Below are 21,287 nucleotides of genomic sequence, written 5' to 3'. Positions count from 1 at the left end.
AGTATCTGAGTTGTCTATCACATTAGCACTTAGGTGGGTTTGAGTCGAATACTTAGGAGAGGATTATGTGCACTGCGGAAGAACCGCTGGCGGTTTGTAAGTTGGAATTGATGACAACCCAGGGTTGTCATCTCTGTGACCAGGCTATCGAGGTCATGCTGCAGGTATTGGATGCGGATAGGTTTTGCGTGGATTTGGTGGATATCGCATTTGATGATCGGTTAATGGGCCGCTACGCAACCCGCATTCCGGTGTTGGTCGTTCCGGCTTCAGGTGCTGAGCTGAACTGGCCGTTTGGCGCAGAACAGCTGCGTAGCTTTAGCGATCAGGCATTATCAGCGCGATGTGCTCCAGGCGAGCATTGAGCGTTCTTGCTCACTGAAAACGCGTGCTGGTTTCCCCGCCATAGTATTATAGATGACACCAAAAGCGAGGACGTTCAGCACATAGCTACGGGTTTCATCAAAAGGAATGGTCTCTATCCAGATATCCAGCGGCAGGTGGCCGCGGGCAGACAGCCATTGTCTGACGCGTCCGGGGCCAGCGTTGTAAGCCGCTGTTGCATGAACCCGATTACCTTCGAATTGCGATTGCATTTGCGCTAGGTAGGCTGAGCCCAGGCGCACATTGACATCCGCATCGTTAAGTCGACCCAGGTCTATTAACGGAATCTCGGCTCGTCGAGCCGTTTCTCTGGCAGTGGCTGGCATGAGTTGCATCAGTCCCCGGGCACCTGCACCTGATCGGGCCACTTCCAGAAAGGCGCTTTCCTGACGGGTAACCGACAAAGCCCAGGAAGGCTCAATAGCGAACTCTTGTGAGGCTTTGTCAAACAAATCCCGATAAGGGGCGGGGAAACGCAATGCCAGATCATCCCAATTATCGCTGATAATCGCACCGCGAATGCCTTGGAAATACCAGCCCCAGTTCTGGATTACATGGGAGGCCGCATGGATTTGTTCGGGTGATAAGGTGGCTAGCATCAGGTTCCATTCCTGGGTAGCTTCGCGTATTTGCTCCAGGCGATAAAGCTCGTGAATACGCTGCATGGGTGCAAGTTCAGTGATCTGAAGCAATTGTTCCTGGTTGAATTTGGCTGGCTTGTCATTCAGAGCAAAAGGGCGCCGAGTCAGTTCGGCGGCTTTGAATCCGTAATAGCTTCGCTCTGCGGTGAGTTGCTCCAATAACAGTGGGTCAGGTGACTGGCCTTGTTGCAGATCGGCAACAAGTCTCCAGTACAGCCAGCGTCCCTGCTGACGAATTTCATCAGGCAGGCGTGTAATTAGTTGCCGGGTAGCTGGCCAGTCCTGTTCAGTGAGGGCAAGCCGGATACGCCATTCAGTGAGTTCAGGAAAAGAGTAGTCGGGGTCGATCCTGGCCAGCAGGCTTGCTGCATCTGGGTGAAAGCGTTTGGCGTAAAGTACACCCAGGCGGTTGATTAATTTGGCCTGATCGTCAATGGGTATTTGCAGACGCTGCGCTTGCTCACTGAACGTCAGCAAGGCAAGTCGCAGATCATTGCTGGCTAAGCGGTTGGTGGCAAGCAGTGCCAGGCGTATGGCATCCGGGGTGCTGCCATTCAGTAAGGCTGGGTCAGCGGCGAGGGCTTCCGGTTGGTTAAAAATCTGCCAGATTAAAGCCAAATGTTGTTGTGCTGCCGGTGTAGTAATGAAGCGTTCAGCATAGTGTGCAATGCTGGTGTTACCCGCTTCCAGTGCCAACAATACCCGTTCCAGTCCCGCGTCAGAATCAATTGATCCAGCTTGAATTAGCTGATCAAACAAGGGATCACAGGCATTGTGTTGAGAGTTGCCGGTTAGCCACAGGCGACGTCCATCTGTATAGGCTTGCTCGGTATTTTGTAGTGCCAATTCACCGCGAGTGGCCAGGCATTGTAACTGCGCACCTGGGGAGCGGATACGGGCATAATAATGGAAAAAATCCGGCCATTGTGCCTGTTCACCCAGATGTACTGACCAGGTTTTTAAAAAACGTTGGTAAAGTGGGGTGCCGTCAAGTTTTAACAGCAGTGCTTCTGCATCGTCTGGCGTCAGTATCTTGAGTTGCTGTATAGCTTGTTCGTAATGAATATAGGGCACTAACGGATAGTCATGCAGTGCGGATAATGCCTGGTTGACCTGTGATGCCTGACCTGATCGCGCCGCCTCCAATGTGTCCAGATACAGCTCACGCTGGGACTCCGGATGATTACTTGCCAGTAGCGAGGCTGAGAACAGCATGCATGAGGCAAAAAGAGTTAACGGTTTAAGCAGATTCACAGTGATACCTCCACACCTGGATAAGCCGTTTGTGGTCTCCAGTAACGGACAGTGTAGCGTCTGACGGGTTGCCTTGAGAAGGCCTCAGGGAAGGATTGTTTATAAATAGACACTAGGGATTAAATTATCCATCAATAAGTTGTACAAGCGGCTTTTCTGATAGAATGCCGCCCTGTTGAAAAGAGGATTAAACGGAAGAATTATGGCACTGATCAGAATAGATGCATTATCCCTGGCGTTCGGTAACCGCGTATTGCTGGATAATGCCGCGTTACAAATTGAAGCCGGTGAACGAATTGCGCTGGTGGGTTTGAATGGCGCGGGAAAATCAACCCTGCTGAAACTGATCAGTGGCGAAATACACCCGGATAACGGCACGCTGTGGCGCGCACCTGGCGCCCGAATCGCGCAATTACCTCAGTCGCTTCCGGCGGCGGACGAGCGCTTGATTCGTGATGTGATCAGTGCGGGCCTGGCTGATGTCGTCGCAATGCGAGAGGCCTATGAAACCCTGGCGCAGCGGCCGGATGATGCGGCTATGCGTCAATTGGAACAGCTACAGCAGCAGATAGAAGCGGTGGATGGCTGGGACCTGGAACGCAAGGTGGAGCGCGTCATGACGCGTTTGGGCTTGAATCCGGATCAAACCATGGCTGAGCTCTCAGGTGGCTGGCGACGACGTGCGGCGCTAGGTGCTGCGCTGGTTCAAGAGCCGGATTTGCTGTTGCTGGATGAGCCTACCAACCATCTGGATATCGAGGCTATTGAATGGATGGAGCAGATGCTGCTGGATTTCAAAGGCGGGTTGCTGTTTATTTCGCATGACCGGGCATTGGTTGAGCATCTGTCCACAGCAATCGTAGAGCTGGATCGCGGTATTTTGACCAAGTTTCCGGGTAATTACAGCCGTTTTCTGGAGCAGAAAGAGGCATTGCTGGAAGAGGAAGCCCGTCATCAGGCGGAGTTTGACAAGAAACTGGCTCAGGAAGAGCGTTGGATTCGCCAGGGTATCAAGGCACGTCGTACCCGTAATGAAGGGCGCGTGCGTGCTCTGGAACAGCTTCGCCGGGAACGCTCCCAGCGTCGTGATCGTCAAGGTAAGGCCAGCTTTTCGCTGGATGATGCCGAAAAATCCGGTAAGTTGGTGGCTGAGCTGGAAAATGTTTCGCATGGCTATGGCGATAAGCGCTTAATTAATAATCTAAGCCTGAAAGTTCAACGTGGTGACCGTATTGGGCTGATCGGCCCGAATGGTGCCGGTAAAAGTACGCTGTTACGCATCCTGCTGGGTCAGTTGCAGCCTGATGCCGGTCAGGTGCGTATCGGCACCAAAATGGAAGTGGCCTACTTTGATCAGATGCGCGATACGCTGGATCTGGAAAAAACTGTGATTGATAATGTGTCGGGCGGACGTGAAAGCGTCGATGTACAGGGGCGCTCTCGACACATAATCAGCTATTTATCCGATTTTCTGTTTAGTGCTGAACGAGCCCGTACACCGATCAAAGCGCTATCTGGTGGTGAATGTAATCGCGTATTGCTGGCTCGATTATTCAGTAAGCCGGCGAATATGCTGGTATTAGATGAGCCCACTAATGACCTGGATGTTGAAACTCTGGAGTTACTTGAAGAAATACTGATGGACTTCAATGGCACCGTGCTGCTGGTCAGCCATGACCGTTCGTTTCTGGATAATGTGGTTACCAGCTCTTTGGTATTTGAGGGCAAGGGCCAGGTTAAAGAATATGTGGGTGGCTACAACGATTGGTTGCGTCAGCGTCAGCCAACGACAGCCGTGGTCGCACCTAAAGTAGCAACAGTTGAAACCAATCCCTCGTCAGTCAAGCAAGGTGGTGTTGTCAAGAAAACCGTGGCTCGTAAGCTCAGTTACAAGCTGCAACGCGAGCTGGATGCCTTGCCAGCTGAACTAGAGAATGCAGAAGCGGCATTGGAAACCATTCAACAGACTATTGCTGATCCGGATTTTTACAGCCGTGATAATGCCGAAGTCACCGAAACATTAGGCGCATTGCAGCAGCAGGAAGCCCGCGTTGAGGTGTTAATGGAGCGCTGGCTGGAATTGGAAGCGCTCCAAGAGGAAAGCTAGATCTTAGCTTTCTTTACTTTGAACCCGGATGGCCAGTACATCGCACCGTGCGCCATGCAACACACCATTAGCTGTGGAGCCGAGTAGCAAAGCCAGCCCATGGCGGCCATGACTGCCGACAATGATTAAGTCAGCTTCGGTTTCACTGGCCACGCGATGTATCTCAGATTCTGTGTGGCCAGTAACTATGTGGCGTCGACTGACTGGGTGGTCGATAGTGGCACAGAGATGGTTCAGTTTCTGCTCAGCATGTTCGTCGAGCTGTTCCTGAATTGTGGAAAGATCCATTGGAACGTCACCACCATAAGCGAAGGTGAGTGGTTCAACAACATGGATAATATCCAGGTCAGCCTGATACAAACGCGCCAGTTCAGCAGCTTTAGTGATCAGTTGTTCAGATTCGTCAGAAAGATCAATGGCTAGCAGTATGTGTGAATAGGTACTCATGACGGTGCCCTTTAATAAATTGATTTACATTAAGTATAGGATAACAGGATGGAATGGGTAATCTCTATAGCGGTTATATTGTCACTGATTGGCTCGATTATGTGGGTTCGCCCTAGTCCGCGTGAACATATGCTATCAAAAATTCGCTTGCATGCCCGCAAGTTGGGCTTTTCTGTACAAATTGCTCATCTGGAAACACCACGCGGTAAAGGGCAAATGGAACCGGAAAAAATCCGCGTGCCTGCGTATAGAATTCTACGCAGCGACCTGTCGCGTGATGAGCGTGACCAATGGAAAACCTGGCAGATTTTTAAAACAGAGAATGTATCTAATCAAGGGCTGCCAGCAGGCTGGTCCTGGAAACGAGGCGAATACCAACTAAGTGACATTGCCTGCGAGCAGATTGCCACGTTGATTCAGTCTTTACCAGTTGAGGTCATTGCGTTGGAGTCCACACCGGTTCATTTCAGTGTGTATTGGCGTGAAGCGGGTGGACCCGAACAACTGGATGCCATTCATGCTGCGCTACAGCCTATTTTAGCAGCCAGAATTTAATCAGGATAAAATATGCTATTACCTTCTCCCGGACGCTATCGTCACTACAAAGGGCATGAATATCAAGTGCTGGATTGTGCTCAGCATTCCGAAACTGAAGACTGGATGGTGATTTATCGTCCTTGCTATGGCGAGGGCGGACTTTGGGTCCGGCCAACTGCTATGTTCAATGAATCTGTCAGGACGGCTGACGGTGATGTTCAGCCACGCTTTCAGCGCATTGGGGACTGATACGGCCTAGTTGGGATCATTGAGATAGGCGTCAATAGAGTCTGCCAGCGCGCCTGGACCAAAATCGCGTTTAGGCTGCAGTTGGTCAATTAACTCTTGTACCGGTTTCAGTCTATCCTGTTTCTGACGTTGCGGTACGGCCGCTCTTACCAGAATTGCTTTGGCATGTTTGTAGTGTGACAAGGCGCCCAGTTTGTCACCCTGCTGCATCAGTGTACGTCCTTGAGTGATATGTGCATCGGCAACCATGGAAATATTCAGCCAGTAAAGCTCTTGCTGATAGGTATGGGCCAGTTGTGGCGTCATTTTGCCTTTATTGGCCATATCGATAATCAGTTTTTCAGCAAAATTTATATAAATCTGTGCTTTTCTGACCGCTCTGTCGTTATTGAATGGTTCTTGCTTGGGGCGCGTTCTATCGGTAGTGTCTTTGATTTTACTGACATCTGTCATGAGTTCAGAGTCGGGCGCAAGCACGCCGATCTCTTCAATCAGTGACAGCGCATGCTGGTTGAGCTTGTCAGTAATGTCTCCCCTGCAGTTGATCTCTTTCAGTACCGCCAGCGAATTAAGTGTATGTTCTGATTGCTCTTTTAGCCATTTTAGGCGGGCGTTGCGGGTTTCTTTGTATTTTTCTCTGGAGGTGATGACATAGTTCACCGACAAGGCAGCTAAGCCCAGTGCTGCAATCAGAAAAACGTAAATGAGGTTGTCACTCAGCATCAGCTTTGGCACTCTGGTATAGAGAAATCGTAAAAAAGCGCTTTTACAGAGCGATTTAGCTCTATTATGGCAACTTTTTTGTAAAGATAAACCGTATTGATAAGACAGTTTAACTTGACCCCGCTCAACTCAACACTTATATATGCACGATATTTTCCGGCGCACAGCGACATAAAGGAACAGATTCAATGGGTAAAACCCTCGTTATCGTGGAGTCACCGGCCAAGGCTCGCACTATCAATAAATACCTTGGTAGCCAGTATGTGGTGAAATCCAGTGTGGGTCATATTCGAGACCTGCCGACCAGCGGTAGTGGTGGCACTACCGATCCCAAAGAGCGTGCACGTTTGGCAGCGCAGACGCGCAAACTGTCTGATGAAGCCAAAGCGGCTTACAAGAAAACCAAAGCGCGGGAGCAATTGATCCGGCGTATGGGGATCGACCCTGAACAGGGATGGGCGGCTCGCTACGAAATTTTGCCGGGTAAAGAAAAGGTGGTAGATGAGCTGAAGAAGCTGGCCGCCAATGCTGATGAAATCTATCTGGCAACGGATTTGGACCGCGAAGGGGAAGCGATAGCCTGGCACTTGCGCGAAGCCATAGGTGGTGATGATAGTCGCTTTAAGCGGGTAGTCTTTAATGAAATAACCAAAAAAGCCATCAAGGAAGCTTTCAAAGAGCCAGGTGATCTGGCCATGAGTCGTGTTAATGCACAGCAGGCACGGCGTTTTCTTGATCGGGTGGTGGGTTATATGGTGTCGCCACTCTTGTGGGAAAAGGTGGCCCGGGGCTTGTCGGCTGGCCGTGTTCAGTCAGTTGCGGTACGCCTGGTGGTTGATCGTGAGCGTGAAATTCGTGCGTTTATTCCTGAAGAATACTGGGAAGTGTTCGCCTCTACGATCAGCGAAAGCGGTGAATCCCTGAGGCTGCAGGTGATGCGTCAGGGTGAAAAGGCTTTTCGCCCGACCTCCAAAGATGAAACCGACAAGCTGCTGGCGCTGCTGAAGAGCGCTGATTACCGTATTACCGGTCGGGAAGATCGTGCCACCAGCAGCAAACCGTCTGCACCCTTCATTACCTCGACACTGCAACAGGCCGCCAGTACCCGACTGGGTTTTGGGGTCAAGAAAACCATGATGATGGCGCAGCGCTTGTATGAAGCCGGCTATATCACTTACATGCGAACCGACTCAACCAACTTGAGCGAGGAAGCAGTCGCTACCTGTCGTGACTATATTCTGGATCAATTTGGTGAGCGTTACTTGCCGGAGCAGCCGATACGCTACAGCAGCAAAGAGGGCGCACAGGAAGCGCATGAGGCGATACGTCCCTCAGATGTTAATCAAACCGCCGATACACTGAGCGGTATGGAGTCTGATGCTGAGCGTCTGTATGACCTGATTCGGCGGCAATTCCTGGCCTGTCAGATGACGCCAGCACTCTATACCAGTACCCGGATTACCGTGCGCGCCAGTGATTTCGAGCTGGCTGTGAAAGGTCGAATTTTGCGGTTTGACGGTTATACACGGGTATTGCCAGCGCGCGGCAAAAATGATGAAGATGTGATTCTGCCAGACCTGAAAGAGGGCGATACCTTATCGTTGCAGGGGCTCGAGCCGAAACAGCACTTTACCCGTCCGTCTCCGCGCTATACCGAGGCAAGCCTGGTTAAAGAGTTGGAGAAACGCGGCATTGGTCGGCCTTCAACCTATGCGGCGATTATTTCCACTATTCAGGATCGTGGTTATGTCGAAGTCCAGGGGCGGCGTTTCTATGCCTGTAAAATGGGCGATATTGTGACAGAACGCCTGAGTGAAAGCTTTTCAGATCTAATGGACTATAGCTTCACCGCGCGAATGGAAGAATATCTGGATGAAGTCGCACGTGGCGATCTGGATTGGAAAGCCTTGCTGGACAAATTTTATAAAGACTTTGTCCAGGATCTGGAACAGGCTCAAGACCCGGAAGCGGGTATGCGCCCCAACGCCCCCACGCCGACTGATATCGATTGCCCGGATTGCGGCCGCAAGATGATGATTCGTACCGGTAGTACGGGGGTGTTTTTGGGTTGTTCCGGCTATTCGTTACCGCCTAAGGAGCGCTGCAAATGCACCATCAACCTGATTTCCGGTGATGAGGTGGTCAGTGCAGATGCCGATGAAGAGGCCGAGTCGCGTATACTGCGTAATAAGCACCGTTGTAAACTGTGTGGTACGGCGATGGACTCTTACTTGCTGGATGAAAAGCGCAAGTTGCATATTTGTGGTAACAACCCAGACTGTCCAGGTTATGAAGTGGAGCAGGGTAGCTTCAGGATCAAAGGCTACGATGGGCCTACCATTGAATGTGATAAATGCGGTTCTGATATGCAGTTAAAAACCGGTCGCTTCGGTAAGTTTTTTGGTTGCACCAATTCAGAATGTAAAAATACTCGTAAACTTTTACGTAGTGGTGAAGCGGCCCCGCCTAAAATGGATCCAGTTGCAATGCCTGAACTGCAGTGTGAGAAGGTGGATGACACCTACGTACTGAGAGATGGTGCCAGTGGCTTGTTTTTGGCTGCCAGTCAGTTTCCGAAAAAGCGTGAAACGCGTGCGCCTTTCGTCAGTGAGCTGTTACCGCATAAAGCCGAAATTGATCCAAAGTATCACTTTCTGTTAACCGCACCTGTTCAGGATGAGGAGGGTAACCCGACTATTGTTCGCTATAGCCGCAAAACCAAAGAACAGTATGTAATGACTGAGAAAGAAGGTAAAGCAACCGGTTGGCGTGCTTTTTACGACAGAGGCAATTGGACAGTCGAGCAAGCCAAAAAGCGTGTTTCCAAATCTTGATACAGCGATAGTCTTAAAGCAAATATCCCAGAGCAAACCCTGGAGGGGTTGATATGAGTGAAGTGTACCTGGCCCGTACTAACCAGAAGTTGAATTTTGCCAGATTGCATCTGGATGCGCTGAAGAATGCTCAGAATTCATCGGCCTGGAGTAAACATGCGTTAATTGAATCCTATCAGGAGTCGGTACTGTTTCATTTGTCATCTACTTACAGTGCGTTGTTGCGCGAAGTAGCTGAGCGTTACAGTGTGGAAACTGAGACTATTGTTGGCTTGGCAGATTTAGCTCTGGGGTTTGAAAAGGCTGGGTATGAATCGCCTGAGTTAAATGAATTGCAACAATTGGAAGCGCGTCAGGACAGCTGGCTGCATAAGTTGCTCAGAGCTTATGCTGCTTGCTGGATAGCTATAGATAAACGCGAACAGTCTTCGGCTTCTTCAAGTCTCTCAGAAATTCACGTGATGCAGGTTAATCCGGATCATGCTGAAGATCAGGATGTTTATACTGAGTATCAGGTCTGGCTGGGGAGCATGCGTCAGTTAGTTGATCGACTCAGAGAGGGTATGCAGGAGTGGTGAGCACTCCTGCAGTTTGACGCAAGTTTAGCTCTGTTGGCGAATAACACCCACACCGAGCCCTTCAATGATCAACTCGTCCTGAGTCAGGTCCAGCTCGATTGGACTGAACTCTTCGTTTTCAGCGATCAGGCTGACTTTGCTGCCCTCGCGCTGGAATCGCTTAACTGTCACTTCATCACCGATTCTGGCGACTACAACCTGGCCATTGCGTATCTCCTGGGTTTGGTGCACAGCCAGTAAATCACCGTCCATAATACCGATATTCTTCATGCTCATGCCGCGCACACGAAGCAGGTAGTTAGCCGGGGGATGGAAGAAATCCGGGGCAATATTGCAGCGCTCTTCGATATGCTCCAATGCCAGGATCGGCGAGCCTGCCGCTACAGAACCAACTAAGGGGAGGCCGGTTTCCTCTGGATCATTGATGGGTTCTTCAGGCAAGCGTATCCCTCGAGAGGTGTGCTGAATCATCTCTATCGCACCTTTTCGCTGCAAGGCTTTAAGGTGTTCTTCTGCTGCATTGGCGGACTTGAATCCCAGCTCGCGTGCGATTTCGGCGCGCGTGGGTGGGTAGCCAGTGGATTCGATATGGCGGCGAATACAGTCAAGTACTTGTGATTGACGCGCTGTAAGTTTCATTTTATAACCTGTTTTTGTGTACAGTAACTGCATTTTTGTACAGTATTGTCGCTACGTCAAGTCTGTTGTGTCTGATTGACGTAGATTTTGATAAAATAGATGGCTGAAATAACAGAGGATCTTCGCTTGCTGGAAGCGTCACTAAAAAAAGAGATACAAACAGCCTACAGTCGTTTTCTCGACAGTCGTGGGTTAAAAGCCCGTCCGGCACAGAAGCAGATGATTGCCGCTGTGGCTCGAGTGCTGGGGGCTATCCGTGCGGATGAGAAAGGCAAGCGGTTAGGTGAGTCCCATTTGATCGCTGTCGAGGCGGGTACAGGGACTGGCAAAACCATTGCTTACTTGCTGGCGGTGTTACCCATTGCCAAGCAGCGGGGCCTGAAACTGATTGTATCCACCGCCACTGTGGCGCTGCAGGAGCAACTCACCGACAAGGATCTGCCTGAACTGGAAAGCCATGCCGGATTGAGCTTCAGCTATAGTCTGGCCAAAGGTCGCGGGCGTTACCTCTGCCTCAATAAAGCTGAACAACTCCTGGACGATCAGGGGACGCAGGGTCAAATGGCGCTTTATGAAGACGAACAGGCGCGCGTTATCGAACCTGGCGTGGTGAATGCGGTCAGGGGATTAATGCAACAGTATGCTGAGGGCAAATGGGATGGTGATCGCGACCGACTGGATGCGGCACCCTCCGATGAAACCTGGGGGCATCTGACCAGTGACCATATGCAGTGCAGCAACCGCCGCTGCATCAATTTCAGTGTTTGCCCGTTTTATCGTGCACGTGAACAGATGGGTGATGCGGATCTCATCATTGCCAATCATGATCTGGTGCTGGCCGATCTTTCCCTCGGCGGGGGCGCCATTCTGCCGGAGCCATCCTCATCCTTGTATATTTTTGATGAAGGGCATCATCTTGCCGATAAGGCTGGCGGTCATTTTTCCTACAGTTTGCGCTTGAATGCCGCACTGCGTCTGATCGGCGGCATGGAGAAAAAACTGCAGCAGTTTGCCGGGCAGTGCTCTTCTGCGTATCTGGATGATCTGGTAGTCAAGCTGCATCAACCTGTTGCTGATCTGCTGCTGGCACTGGATGGCATGAAAAATCTGGCAGAAGCCCTACAATTTCAAGATGATCGAGGTCGTACCCCGAGAGTGCGCTTTGCCGGAGGTCGTCAGCCGGAATCCTGGTTGTCGCCTGCAAATGAAACTGCCCAGTGCAGTCAACGTATTCTGATGCAGCTGGAACAGTTGGCGGCGCTGCTTAAGGAAGCGTTGGAAGGCAATCTGGACGATATAGAACGCTCTCAGGCGGAAGCATTCTATCCACAGCTGGGCTTTCTGATCAATCGGTTACAGCAAATGCATTGGCTGGCGGGTAGTTTTGCTCGTCCGGATGAGCCAGGAGTGAGTCCTACTGCGCGCTGGGTAGTCTTGCAAGATACGCTGGCCGGGCGGGACTATGAGTGCTGCAGCAGTCCGGTCTCTGTGGCTGCAACGCTGCAGGAGCATCTTTGGGATGTATGTTTCGGCGCACTGGTTACGTCAGCCACACTGACAGCACTGGGGCGCTTTGATCGCCTGAAGGCCACGCTGGGACTGCCCGAGTCGACGCCCTGCGAACAGTTGGCCAGCCCATTTGATTATTTTAATTCAGCGGTTCTGGAAATACCGGTGATGCGCTCAGATCCCGGGCGGGCAAACGAGCATACCGATGAGGTGGCCGAGTATCTGAATCGCGAATTGCCAGGGATACAGGCTTCATTGATACTGTTCAGTTCGTGGAAGCAGATGCTCAGTGTGTTGGACCAATTAGATGCCTCCCTGAAAACGCGAGTGACGGCGCAGGGCAGCAGCTCCAAATCTGCCATGCTGCAACAACACCGGGAACGCATTGATGCCGGTCAGCCCAGCAGCTTGTTTGGTCTGGCCTCCTTCGCCGAAGGGGTCGATCTTCCCGGGGCGTATCTCACCGATGTGATTATTACCAAATTGCCCTTCAGTGTACCGGATGACCCGGTTGATGCCACTATGTCCGAATGGATTGAGCAGCAGGGTGGCAACCCGTTTGTTGAGTGGACGGTACCGGCAGCGTCGATGCGCTTGACCCAGGCGGTGGGAAGGTTATTGCGCACTGAGCAGGATCGTGGTCGGGTGGTGATTCTGGATCGCCGTTTGACCGGAAAATTTTATGGTCGTCAAATTCTGAATGCCTTGCCACCTTTCCGACAGGTGTTCTGACAGGGTAAGATATAGCAGCAATTGATCAGTAATCAAAAGGTACTCACTTGAATACAGAAGCACAGACACAGACTGAAACCCCAAACGAGCAGCCCTCAAGCGGTAATGCAGAACGCAAGCCGCGCCGCAAGCGTCGGGACAGTCGTGGCAATAGCCGCAAGAAAAGCTGGTCACCCAGTGAGTTTGTTGTGCCTGCTGTTGCCGACAAGAAACGTTTTCATGATTTCAATCTCCCTGATGATCTGATGCATGCTATCGCTGATCTTGGGTTTGAATATTGCACGCCGATACAGGCTGCCACGATTGAACAGGCGCTTGAAGGCAAGGATTTGATTGCCAAAGCGCAGACCGGGACTGGAAAAACTGCTTCCTTCCTGATGGGGATTATTACCGATTTGCTGGATTTCCCCTTGCCTGAGCCGCGTAAGCTGGCTGAACCTCGTGCACTGATTATCGCACCTACGCGAGAACTGGCGTTGCAGATTGCGGCTGATGCCGAAGGTCTGGTGCGTTATGCCGGTATGTCGGTGGTGTCGCTGGTTGGCGGTATGGACTTCGATAAGCAGCGTAAAGCCCTGGCAAAAGCCCCGGTCGATATTCTGGTAGCCACCCCCGGTCGCCTGATCGATTTTGTGCGTTCCAAAGATGTGGATCTTTACCATGTGGAAGTGCTGGTGCTGGATGAAGCCGACCGGATGCTGAGTATGGGCTTTATCCCGGATGTGCGCACAATTATTCGCCATACTCCGCGCAAAGGTCCGGAGCGTCAAACACTGTTATACAGTGCGACTTTCTCTGAAGAAATTATGCAACTGGCCCGGCAGTGGACAGTGGATCCGGTTCAGATCGAGATAGAATCCGAATCACAGGTCACCGATAACATCAGTCAGAAGGTGTTTCTGGTGTCGGCTGCAGACAAGTTCAAACTGTTGCGTAACTATCTGCGCATCAACAATGTTGAGCGGGCAATTGTGTTTTGTAACCGCCGCCATGAAGCCCGTGATCTGGCTGAGAAGCTGCGTCGTGATGGCGTCAAGTCGGCATTGATGTCCGGTGAGATTCCTCAGAACAAGCGGATGAAAACCATGGATGATTTCCGTAGCGGCAAAATTGAAGTGTTGGTCGCTACTGATGTGGCCGGGCGAGGTATTCATATTGATGGTGTCAGCCATGTGATCAACTATCAGTTACCGGAAGATCCGGATGACTATGTGCACCGCATCGGTCGTACGGGGCGCGCTGGTGCAAGTGGTACGTCCATCGCCTTTGCCTGTGAAAACGACTCGTTCATGATTCCGGAAGTTGAAGCTGGAACGGGGGTGAAACTGGAGTGTATTCACCCCGATGCCGCTCTGCTGGAAGATCTGTCTGCGCATCCGCCACAAGCTGAGAGTGCTGTACAGACTCAGGCAGAAATCCAGGATGACGTTGCTGCTGCAGATGAGGTTGAGGAGTCTGCGCAGGAGCTTAAACCTGAACAGCCAGAGCAGAAAGATCTACTCGCTGAAGTTAATATCCAAGGCGTATCAGATACCACTGATACCCAGCAGAAAAAGATGGATTAATGATGGAACAGCAGGATAAGCATCGCACGCGAAAAATCAGGAACCTGCTGGGCATTATTGTCAGTGCTTTATTTGCTGTAGTGGGTGTGGCCGGGTTTCAGCGTACTGGCGATCCGAAATTGTTATTGGCTTTTCTAGTCGTGGCAGTGTTGTCTTTTGGTATAATCAGCCTGGTATTCAGGCTGGTGGATCGCTTGCTTGATAGTCTGGACAAGCAGCATCGGAAATAAGCGTTTTACGGAAATTAGCGTTTTACGGAGAGTCACGTGAGTCAATCGACACATATCGCCGTCCTCGGGGGCGGAAGTTTTGGTACCGTGATCGCCAATATGGTAGCGGAGAAAGGTCTGCCAGTGCGTTTCTGGATGCGAGATGCCGCGCGTGCTGACCAGATTAATGCAGAGCGTTGTAACCCGCGCTATGTGCCTGATTATCCGTTAGCAGAAAGTCTTGAGGCCACCGCTGATCTGCAGTATGCCTTGCAAGGGGCTGAAGTGGTTTTTATCTCCATTCCCAGTCATGCCTTTCGCAGTGTATTGCGTCAGGCTGTAGAATGGTTAAATCCTGAGCAAATACTGGTTAGCACCACCAAGGGTATTGAAATGGAAAGCTTTAGCCTGATGAGTGAAATCATCACTGCTGAGGTACCTGGGGCGCGTATCGGGGTGCTCAGTGGCCCAAATCTGGCTAAAGAAATCGCCAAGCGCCAATTGACGGCTACGGTGATCGCCAGTCAGGATGAAGCCCTGCGTACCCGTATTCAGCAATTACTCCACAGTCCTTACTTTCGGGTATATGCCAGCACGGATACCTATGGTGTCGAACTCGGCGGTACCCTGAAAAATATTTATGCTATTGCTGCCGGTATGAGCGCCGCTCTAGGCATGGGCGAAAATACCAAAAGCATGCTGATGACCCGCTCCCTGGCAGAAATGAGCCGTTTTGCGGTTTCCATGGGTGCTAATCCCATGACGTTTTTAGGGTTGGCGGGTGTGGGTGACCTGATTGTGACCTGCATGTCTCCCCTGAGTCGTAATTACCGCGTGGGTTATGCACTGGGCGAGGGAAAAACTCTTGATGAAGCTGTCTCGGCACTGGGCGAGGTAGCTGAAGGGGTCAATACCCTGCGTCAGGTGCGTGACAAAGCCGCTGAGATGGATATCTATATGCCACTGGTCAGTGGTTTGTATGAGGTGGTTTTTACCGGCGCACCCGTTTCAGAAGTAGCGCGCAACATGATGGTTAATGTACAGAGCAGTGATGTGGAATTTGTCTTGCCCCGGCATGAATGTGCTGTTACCGGCACCCAAAAGACAGAAGTACAGTGATTCCCGCACAATACAGCTTTACCTTGCCTCACATGCAGCTGGCTGGTCAAAGTTGGGGTGACAAGCAAGCTGAGCCGGTTATTGCGCTGCATGGCTGGCTGGATAATGCTGCCAGTTTTAACTGGCTTGCTCCCAAACTCAGCAATTATCATATTGTTGCCCCGGATCTTGCTGGGCATGGCCGCTCTGATCATCGACCTGCAGCAACTCCGTATTACATTTGGGATAACCTGGCCGACCTGCTGGCACTGGCAGATCAGCAGGGCTTTGCCCACTTTCATCTGTTAGGCCATTCTATGGGCGCCGGTATCGCGACGCTGCTGGCGGCTATAGCACCGGATCGGGTGCGCTCACTAGTGTTGCTAGATGGTTTGGCACCTATGACTACAGCCGCAGAGCAAGCGCCGGCCCAGATGGCACAAGCCTTGCGACAGCGCAATCGAATCGGCAGCCGACACGTCAAGCATTATGCATCCTTTAATGATGCCGTAGTGGCCCGGGAGCGAAGTCGTTTCCCGGTTTCCCGAGCTGCTGCCGAAGCGTTAGTGGAGCGTGCTTTATCCCCGTCATCGGCCGGGTGGAAATGGCATACAGATCCCTGTTTGATTCTGCCATCTGTGCTAAGGTTAACAGAAGCACAAGTGTGTGAATTTCTTAAATTAATCAAAGTGCCAGTGCTGTTGTGTCTGGCGGAGCAGGGGATCGCGACCCCACAGACCCATAAACTGGCCGCTTGCATCGATTCTATACAGGTTGAACGTGTGCCCGGCAGCCATCATTTTCATATGGATGAAGAAAGTGTGGAGCCTCTGACCGCTCATATTCTTCGGCACCTGAACGCGTCAGCCAGTGGATACAGCGAAATAAATTAGGAGTTACCATGCACAATTGCTCAATCAGGATATTCGTACTCGTTATTGTGCTTATCAGTGGTTCGGCTATGGCAGCCGATCAGTTACCCGATTGGTTTGAACCCTATCCGCTCTCTACTCTTGAAAATGAGACAGAGCGAAATGTGCCTGACTACCTGCTTCCGCTGAGCCAGATTGCCCGTATTCAAGGTCTACTGAGAACTCAAAATGAGATGCGACTCAGTGGCGAGTTGATACGTCGTACATGGCAATTGGCTACCGGTAACACACCGGAGCAGGGCTTCGACCATGTTCGCGATCAACTGCTGCGTGCTGGTGCCTCGATACTCTACGAGTGCTCATCACGTCAGTGTGGTGCCAGCAATCTATGGGCAAATCAAGTATTTGCTTATGCCAATCTATTGGGTGTAGATAGCACGCAGAACTATCTTGCCGCTGAAATAGCCACAGGCCATATGGCGGTCTATAGCGTCAGGCGGGGTAATGGACGTGTGTACCTGCATGTCGATTATATCCATTCTGAAGAGATGGCTGCTCGCTCTGAGAACGATACGCACTGGCAAGAACGTCTTAAAAATCAGGGCTATGTGATCTTGCCTGACTGGCAGCTGTCCCGAGATGATCGGGTGCTTGAGCTACTGCAGCTTATGAGTGATCGTCCGACATGGCAGTTGCGTTTGGTTCTGCATCAGCGCGTGGCGAGTGGTGATACTGGCCTGACGGAAAGTAATGCTGAGGCACAGCAGTTGGAAGCATTGTTTCTGGATACCGGGGTAGATCGGGATCGAATCTCGGTCTATGGTGTCGGGGCATTGGTACCCTCTGTACTCGGTGAGCATGAATCAGTCCTAACCGTTATCCGTCTGCAGGACTGAAGCATGCCGAGTGTGTCCTTAGTGTTGGGTGCCGGTGGCGCGCGTGGCTACGCGCATATTGGGGTGATAAACCAACTGGTTTCACGCGGCTACGATATTGTTTCAATTTCAGGAAGTTCTATGGGTGCCCTGGTCGGTGGCATCTATGCCGCTGGCGGCTTGCAGGCTTACAGTGATTGGGTTAGCAAATTGCGTTGGATGGATGTGGTCCGTTTGCTGGATCTGCACTTTAGACGCGGTACTATTCGTGGCGATAAGGTGTTTCAGCACATAGAGAGCCTGATTGGCAATCCGGCCATCGAAGATCTGTCACTTCATTATACGGCGGTGGCTACCGATCTACGTGGCCAGAAGGAAGTTTGGTTTCAGAAGGGCTCTTTACTGGATGCTATTCGAGCCTCATCAGCCGTACCCGGGGTGTTTACACCGTTTAAGAAAGCCGGGCAGATCCTGGTTGATGGTGGGGTGTTAAATCCTTTACCCATCATACCCACGGTTGCAGTGAATGCCGATCTGATTCTGGCGGTTGACCTGAATGCCAGTGATGACGAAGTGTCTGATACAGTGATGCCTGGTATCAGACACTTACTCACAGACCGCAGTGCACGCACCATGAGTCGTATGGGTGTAGTCATGAGCTCTATGGAGGTTATGCTGGGGGCTTTGAGTCGTTACAAGGTGGCAGGCTACCCGCCCGACATGGTGATACATATTCCTAAATCATTAGCCGGGTTTCATGAGTTCCACCGTGCGGCGGAGTTGATTGATCTGGGTTGGCGTATCGCTGCCAAGCAGTTAGATCAGTTGGAAGCTCGCAACTATGACGATTTTGGCACAGAAGACAGATACAGTTGAGTCATTTGGGGCGTGCTTTCAGCAGTACATACACAGCCCCGGTACCACCTTCCTTAGGTTGTGCTGAGCAAAACGCTACTACATCACGCATCTGTCGTAACCAGTCATTGACACAAGACTTCAGCGTCGCGGGTTGGCCCGGCTGGGTAAATGCCTTGCCATGCACAATTAATACACAGCGTGCTTTATCTCGGGCGGCATCGCGGATAAAGCGGCTGACTTCGTCGCGCGCCTGATCAACGCTAAAACCGTGCAAGTCCAGCCCTTGTTCCCAGGGTATATGACCTTGACGCAAGCGTTTCAGCCGTCCTATCTGAACTCCAGGTATGGCGAACAACAGATCATCCTCTGATTCGACCAACTCGGTTGCTTCAGCTGACAGTCCGTCGATGAATTGCTCCGGCTCACGCGCTGCCATCAAGCGCCTGTAGGCTACCGATGCGTCACGCTGAGTGGTTTTTGGACCTAAATCTGCGCGTGTTTTTTCCAGGGGAGTAACCCCTTTCATTAATGTGGAAAAATCCAGATCATCTTGGTCATCGGGTGGTGGGGTAAACTCTGTCATGGTGTTTGGGTCATTATTTTATTAAGATTGGCGGCTGCTTGCATGTGAATGCTAAGCGATTAACTTGGCTTATGACAACAGGATATACAATATGTCCGGTAATACCATCGGAAAGCTTTTTACTCTGACTAGCTGTGGCGAAAGCCACGGGCCCGCTCTGGCTGCCATCGTAGATGGTTGTCCGCCGGGTATCCCGCTGACGGAGGCTGATCTGCAGCTGGATCTGGATCGCCGTAAGCCCGGGACTTCGCGCCATACTACACAACGGCGGGAGGCGGATCAGGTGCGCATACTTTCCGGTGTGTTTGAGGGGCGAACAACGGGTACACCTATCGGTTTATTGATCGAGAATACCGATCAGCGTTCCAAAGATTATTCCGATATAAAAGATACCTATCGACCGGCCCATGCTGATTATGTTTATGATCATAAATACGGCTTTCGTGACTACCGTGGTGGTGGTCGTTCGTCAGCGCGTGAGACCGCTATGCGTGTTGCGGCGGGCTCCATTGCCAAGCAGGTATTAGCTCAGCTTGGTGTCTCGGTTAGAGGCTATTTGTCTCAGCTAGGGCCCGTGTGTATTGATCCGGCGCGTTTCAGTTGGGATGAAGTGAGTCGCAATCCGTTTTTTTCGCCGGATGCCGATGCTGCAGAAGCTATGGCTGAATATATGGATGCCCTGCGCAAGGAGGGTAACTCTGTGGGGGCTAGAATTTCGGTTGTAGCGTCTGGCGTACCTGTAGGGCTCGGAGAGCCGGTCTTCGATCGTCTGGATGCCGAACTGGCACACGCGCTGATGAGCATCAACGCGGTTAAGGGGGTCGAAATAGGAGATGGATTTTCCGTTGTTAATCAAAAGGGTACTGAGCATCGGGATGAAATGACACCAGAAGGTTTTCTCTCTAACCACGCAGGTGGTATCCTTGGAGGTATATCAACCGGGCAGGATGTTATCGCCCATATTGCCTTGAAGCCGACTTCCAGCATGCGCTTGCCGGGGCTCAGCATCAATAACCGTGGTGAAGCCGTTGAGGTGGTTACCAAGGGACGGCACGATCCCTGTGTCGGTATTCGGGCAACGCCGATAGCCGAAGCCATGATGGCCATCACCCTGCTGGATCACTTGCTAAGGCATCGTGGCCAGAATGCCGATGTCAGAACGAGTTTGTTGACACTAAAGTAGGCCTATGAGCATTAAAGATATCAATGACACGCAGACGTATTTCAACACGCTGTCACAGCAGCGAAGCTGGCCTGTGGGTTCGGCTGTAACTCATCGCGATCGTAAAGATTTCTTTATTCGTCGTGATGATTATGAATTTGCCGGTAATCACCTGATTATAGACCTGTTTGGTGCGCAGATACTTGATAGCCTGGATCATATGGAAGAGGCTTTGAGAGAGGCTGTTGAAGCGGCGGGGGCAACGTTGCTGCATATTCATTTGCACCACTTTACCCCCAATGGTGGTATTTCCGGCGTGGCCGTATTGGCTGAGTCGCATATCAGCGTGCATACCTGGCCTGAACGGCAGTTTGCGGCGTTTGATGTGTTTATGTGCGGAGATGCCCAACCCGCTAAGACCCTGCCGGTGCTGGAGCGTTTCTTTACTCCGACGGGGGTGGATGTCAAAGAATTCATTCGTGGCCGTATGCCGCTGGATACCGCCGTTACTCCATGAAAGCTTTTACTGAAACCCTTAGTGATGGCTATGGCCAGACTTTAAGTATCGATACCTGTTTGTTTGAATTGCAAACCGACCATCAGCATCTGATTATTTTTCAAAATCGTTTTTTTGGTCGGGTCATGGCTCTTGACGGCATCGTGCAGACCACCGAGCGCGATGAGTTCATCTATCATGAAATGATGGTGCATGTCCCTGTACTCGCGCATGGGCAGGCTACAAGGGTATTGATTATAGGTGGCGGTGATGGCGGTATATTGCGCGAGGTACTCAAGCATCCGCAGGTTGAACAGGTGGTGCAGGTCGAAATAGATCAGGCGGTGATTGATCTATGCCAAGAATACTTGCCTGGACATTCAGCCGGGGCGTTTGATGATCCCCGTGCCGAGATAGTGATTGCCGACGGTGTTGCTTATGTCAATACTGCCACGCCAGCCCCTTTTGATGTAATCATATCCGACTGTACAGATCCGGTGGGCCCGGGTGAGGTGCTGTTTTCCAGTGAGTTCTATGCTGGTTGCAAGCGCTTGCTGAAACCCGGTGGCATTTTTGTGGCACAGAACGGGGTGGTGTTTATGCAGCCTGATGAGTTGCAGATGACCCGTCAGCGTCTGGGGCCTTATTTTACTGATCAGAGCTTTTATACTGTGTCCGTACCCACCTATGTCGGCGGTAATATGGCGTTGGCCTGGGGCTGTGATGATGCCGCTAAACGCTGGGTGGATGAAGCGGCACTGGCTGAGCGTTATCAGCGCGCTGGACTGACTTGCCGTTACTATACGCCAGCACTGCACCGAGCAGCGTTTGCCTTGCCAGCCTTTATGCAGGCCTTACTGTCCCCTGATGCTGCTATTTTTTAGTGCGCCATGTCTGTGTTTGGTGCATTTTATTAATAGATAAAATTTCTAATC

Annotated in this window: 21 protein-coding genes; 16 read left to right on the top strand and 5 right to left on the bottom strand. The window is 51.4% G+C overall.

Going from position 1 to position 21,287, the window contains the following annotated elements; all coding sequences use genetic code 11:
- Window positions 1-65: 65 nt before the first annotated feature.
- Window positions 66-365 (top strand): glutaredoxin family protein, encoded by a 300-nt coding sequence (locus F5I99_RS11175; protein WP_225307382.1) that lies wholly within the window; start codon window positions 66-68, stop codon window positions 363-365.
- Here the strand turns inward: F5I99_RS11175 and F5I99_RS11170 are convergent.
- Window positions 336-2,279, bottom strand: a complete 1,944-nt coding sequence (locus F5I99_RS11170) for a transglycosylase SLT domain-containing protein (RefSeq protein WP_151056033.1) — start codon at window positions 2,277-2,279, stop codon at window positions 336-338. The genes F5I99_RS11175 and F5I99_RS11170 overlap by 30 nt on opposite strands.
- Window positions 2,280-2,481: 202 nt before the next feature.
- On the opposite strand from F5I99_RS11170, the gene F5I99_RS11165 reads away from it, so the two are divergent.
- Window positions 2,482-4,386: an ATP-binding cassette domain-containing protein gene (locus F5I99_RS11165; RefSeq protein ID WP_151056031.1), complete on the top strand. Its 1,905-nt coding sequence runs from the start codon at window positions 2,482-2,484 to the stop codon at window positions 4,384-4,386.
- 3 nt (window positions 4,387-4,389) lie between these two features.
- Here the strand turns inward: F5I99_RS11165 and F5I99_RS11160 are convergent, their stop codons facing one another.
- The gene (locus F5I99_RS11160; RefSeq protein WP_151056029.1) at window positions 4,390-4,833 is read right to left on the bottom strand and encodes a universal stress protein; all 444 of its coding nucleotides are present in this window, start codon (window positions 4,831-4,833) and stop codon (window positions 4,390-4,392) included.
- 48 nt (window positions 4,834-4,881) lie between these two features.
- Between F5I99_RS11160 and F5I99_RS11155 the strand changes: the two genes are divergently transcribed.
- The gene (locus F5I99_RS11155) at window positions 4,882-5,388 is read left to right on the top strand and encodes a hypothetical protein (RefSeq protein WP_151056027.1); all 507 of its coding nucleotides are present in this window, start codon (window positions 4,882-4,884) and stop codon (window positions 5,386-5,388) included.
- Window positions 5,389-5,400: 12 nt separating this feature from the next.
- Window positions 5,401-5,619, top strand: coding sequence for a DUF1653 domain-containing protein (locus F5I99_RS11150; RefSeq protein ID WP_151056025.1), 219 nt, complete (start codon window positions 5,401-5,403; stop codon window positions 5,617-5,619).
- 6 nt (window positions 5,620-5,625) lie between these two features.
- On the opposite strand, the gene F5I99_RS11145 is transcribed toward F5I99_RS11150, so the two are convergent.
- On the bottom strand, window positions 5,626-6,342 hold the full coding sequence (locus F5I99_RS11145; RefSeq protein ID WP_151056023.1) for a DNA topoisomerase I: 717 nt from the start codon (window positions 6,340-6,342) through the stop codon (window positions 5,626-5,628).
- A gap of 188 nt (window positions 6,343-6,530) precedes the next feature.
- Here F5I99_RS11145 and topA point away from each other — a divergent pair, with 188 nt between their 5' ends.
- Window positions 6,531-9,176: a type I DNA topoisomerase gene (gene topA / locus F5I99_RS11140; RefSeq protein ID WP_151056021.1), complete on the top strand. Its 2,646-nt coding sequence runs from the start codon at window positions 6,531-6,533 to the stop codon at window positions 9,174-9,176.
- Window positions 9,177-9,229: 53 nt separating this feature from the next.
- Window positions 9,230-9,754: a DUF6586 family protein gene (locus F5I99_RS11135; protein WP_151056020.1), complete on the top strand. Its 525-nt coding sequence runs from the start codon at window positions 9,230-9,232 to the stop codon at window positions 9,752-9,754.
- 24 nt (window positions 9,755-9,778) lie between these two features.
- On the opposite strand, the gene lexA is transcribed toward F5I99_RS11135, so the two are convergent.
- Window positions 9,779-10,393 carry a transcriptional repressor LexA gene (gene lexA, locus F5I99_RS11130; protein ID WP_151056018.1) on the bottom strand — a complete coding sequence of 205 codons (615 nt, stop codon included), beginning with the start codon at window positions 10,391-10,393 and terminating at the stop codon, window positions 9,779-9,781.
- 99 nt (window positions 10,394-10,492) lie between these two features.
- On the opposite strand from lexA, the gene dinG reads away from it, so the two are divergent.
- Genes dinG through F5I99_RS11095 form a run of 7 tightly spaced genes read left to right on the top strand, consistent with a single transcriptional unit; the run spans window position 10,493 to window position 18,129 of the window.
- Window positions 10,493-12,634 carry an ATP-dependent DNA helicase DinG gene (gene dinG, locus F5I99_RS11125; protein WP_225307381.1) on the top strand — a complete coding sequence of 714 codons (2,142 nt, stop codon included), beginning with the start codon at window positions 10,493-10,495 and terminating at the stop codon, window positions 12,632-12,634.
- 47 nt (window positions 12,635-12,681) lie between these two features.
- Window positions 12,682-14,199 (top strand): ATP-dependent RNA helicase RhlB, encoded by a 1,518-nt coding sequence (rhlB, locus tag F5I99_RS11120; protein WP_151056016.1) that lies wholly within the window; start codon window positions 12,682-12,684, stop codon window positions 14,197-14,199.
- The gene (locus F5I99_RS11115; protein WP_151056014.1) at window positions 14,199-14,429 is read left to right on the top strand and encodes a hypothetical protein; all 231 of its coding nucleotides are present in this window, start codon (window positions 14,199-14,201) and stop codon (window positions 14,427-14,429) included. Before rhlB ends, F5I99_RS11115 begins: the two co-directional genes overlap by 1 nt.
- A gap of 36 nt (window positions 14,430-14,465) precedes the next feature.
- Entirely contained in the window at window positions 14,466-15,527 is a 1,062-nt protein-coding gene (locus tag F5I99_RS11110) for an NAD(P)H-dependent glycerol-3-phosphate dehydrogenase (RefSeq protein WP_151056012.1), read from the top strand.
- Window positions 15,524-16,399, top strand: coding sequence for an alpha/beta fold hydrolase (locus tag F5I99_RS11105; RefSeq protein WP_225307380.1), 876 nt, complete (start codon window positions 15,524-15,526; stop codon window positions 16,397-16,399). Before F5I99_RS11110 ends, F5I99_RS11105 begins: the two co-directional genes overlap by 4 nt.
- 8 nt (window positions 16,400-16,407) lie before the next feature.
- Window positions 16,408-17,274 carry a DUF4892 domain-containing protein gene (locus F5I99_RS11100; RefSeq protein ID WP_151056010.1) on the top strand — a complete coding sequence of 289 codons (867 nt, stop codon included), beginning with the start codon at window positions 16,408-16,410 and terminating at the stop codon, window positions 17,272-17,274.
- Window positions 17,275-17,277: 3 nt separating this feature from the next.
- A complete protein-coding gene (locus tag F5I99_RS11095; protein WP_151056008.1) occupies window positions 17,278-18,129 on the top strand; it encodes a patatin-like phospholipase family protein in 852 nt (283 codons plus the stop codon).
- A gap of 1 nt (window position 18,130) precedes the next feature.
- Here F5I99_RS11095 and F5I99_RS11090 read toward each other — a convergent pair whose 3' ends face one another.
- Window positions 18,131-18,694: a Smr/MutS family protein gene (locus F5I99_RS11090; RefSeq protein ID WP_151056006.1), complete on the bottom strand. Its 564-nt coding sequence runs from the start codon at window positions 18,692-18,694 to the stop codon at window positions 18,131-18,133.
- A 91-nt stretch (window positions 18,695-18,785) separates the two neighbouring features.
- On the opposite strand from F5I99_RS11090, the gene aroC reads away from it, so the two are divergent.
- From aroC to speE, 3 genes are read left to right on the top strand one after another with little or no spacing between them, the layout of a single operon-like run.
- On the top strand, window positions 18,786-19,877 hold the full coding sequence (gene aroC / locus F5I99_RS11085; protein WP_151056004.1) for a chorismate synthase: 1,092 nt from the start codon (window positions 18,786-18,788) through the stop codon (window positions 19,875-19,877).
- A gap of 4 nt (window positions 19,878-19,881) precedes the next feature.
- A complete protein-coding gene (speD, locus tag F5I99_RS11080; protein WP_151056002.1) occupies window positions 19,882-20,373 on the top strand; it encodes an adenosylmethionine decarboxylase in 492 nt (163 codons plus the stop codon).
- A complete protein-coding gene (speE, locus tag F5I99_RS11075) occupies window positions 20,370-21,236 on the top strand; it encodes a polyamine aminopropyltransferase (RefSeq protein ID WP_151056000.1) in 867 nt (288 codons plus the stop codon). Before speD ends, speE begins: the two co-directional genes overlap by 4 nt.
- Window positions 21,237-21,287: the final 51 nt, after the last annotated feature.

It is taken from the genome of Nitrincola iocasae (assembly GCF_008727795.1).
GTDB lineage: Bacteria > Pseudomonadota > Gammaproteobacteria > Pseudomonadales > Balneatricaceae > Nitrincola > Nitrincola iocasae.
This window is presented reverse-complemented; position numbering and strand designations above follow the sequence as displayed.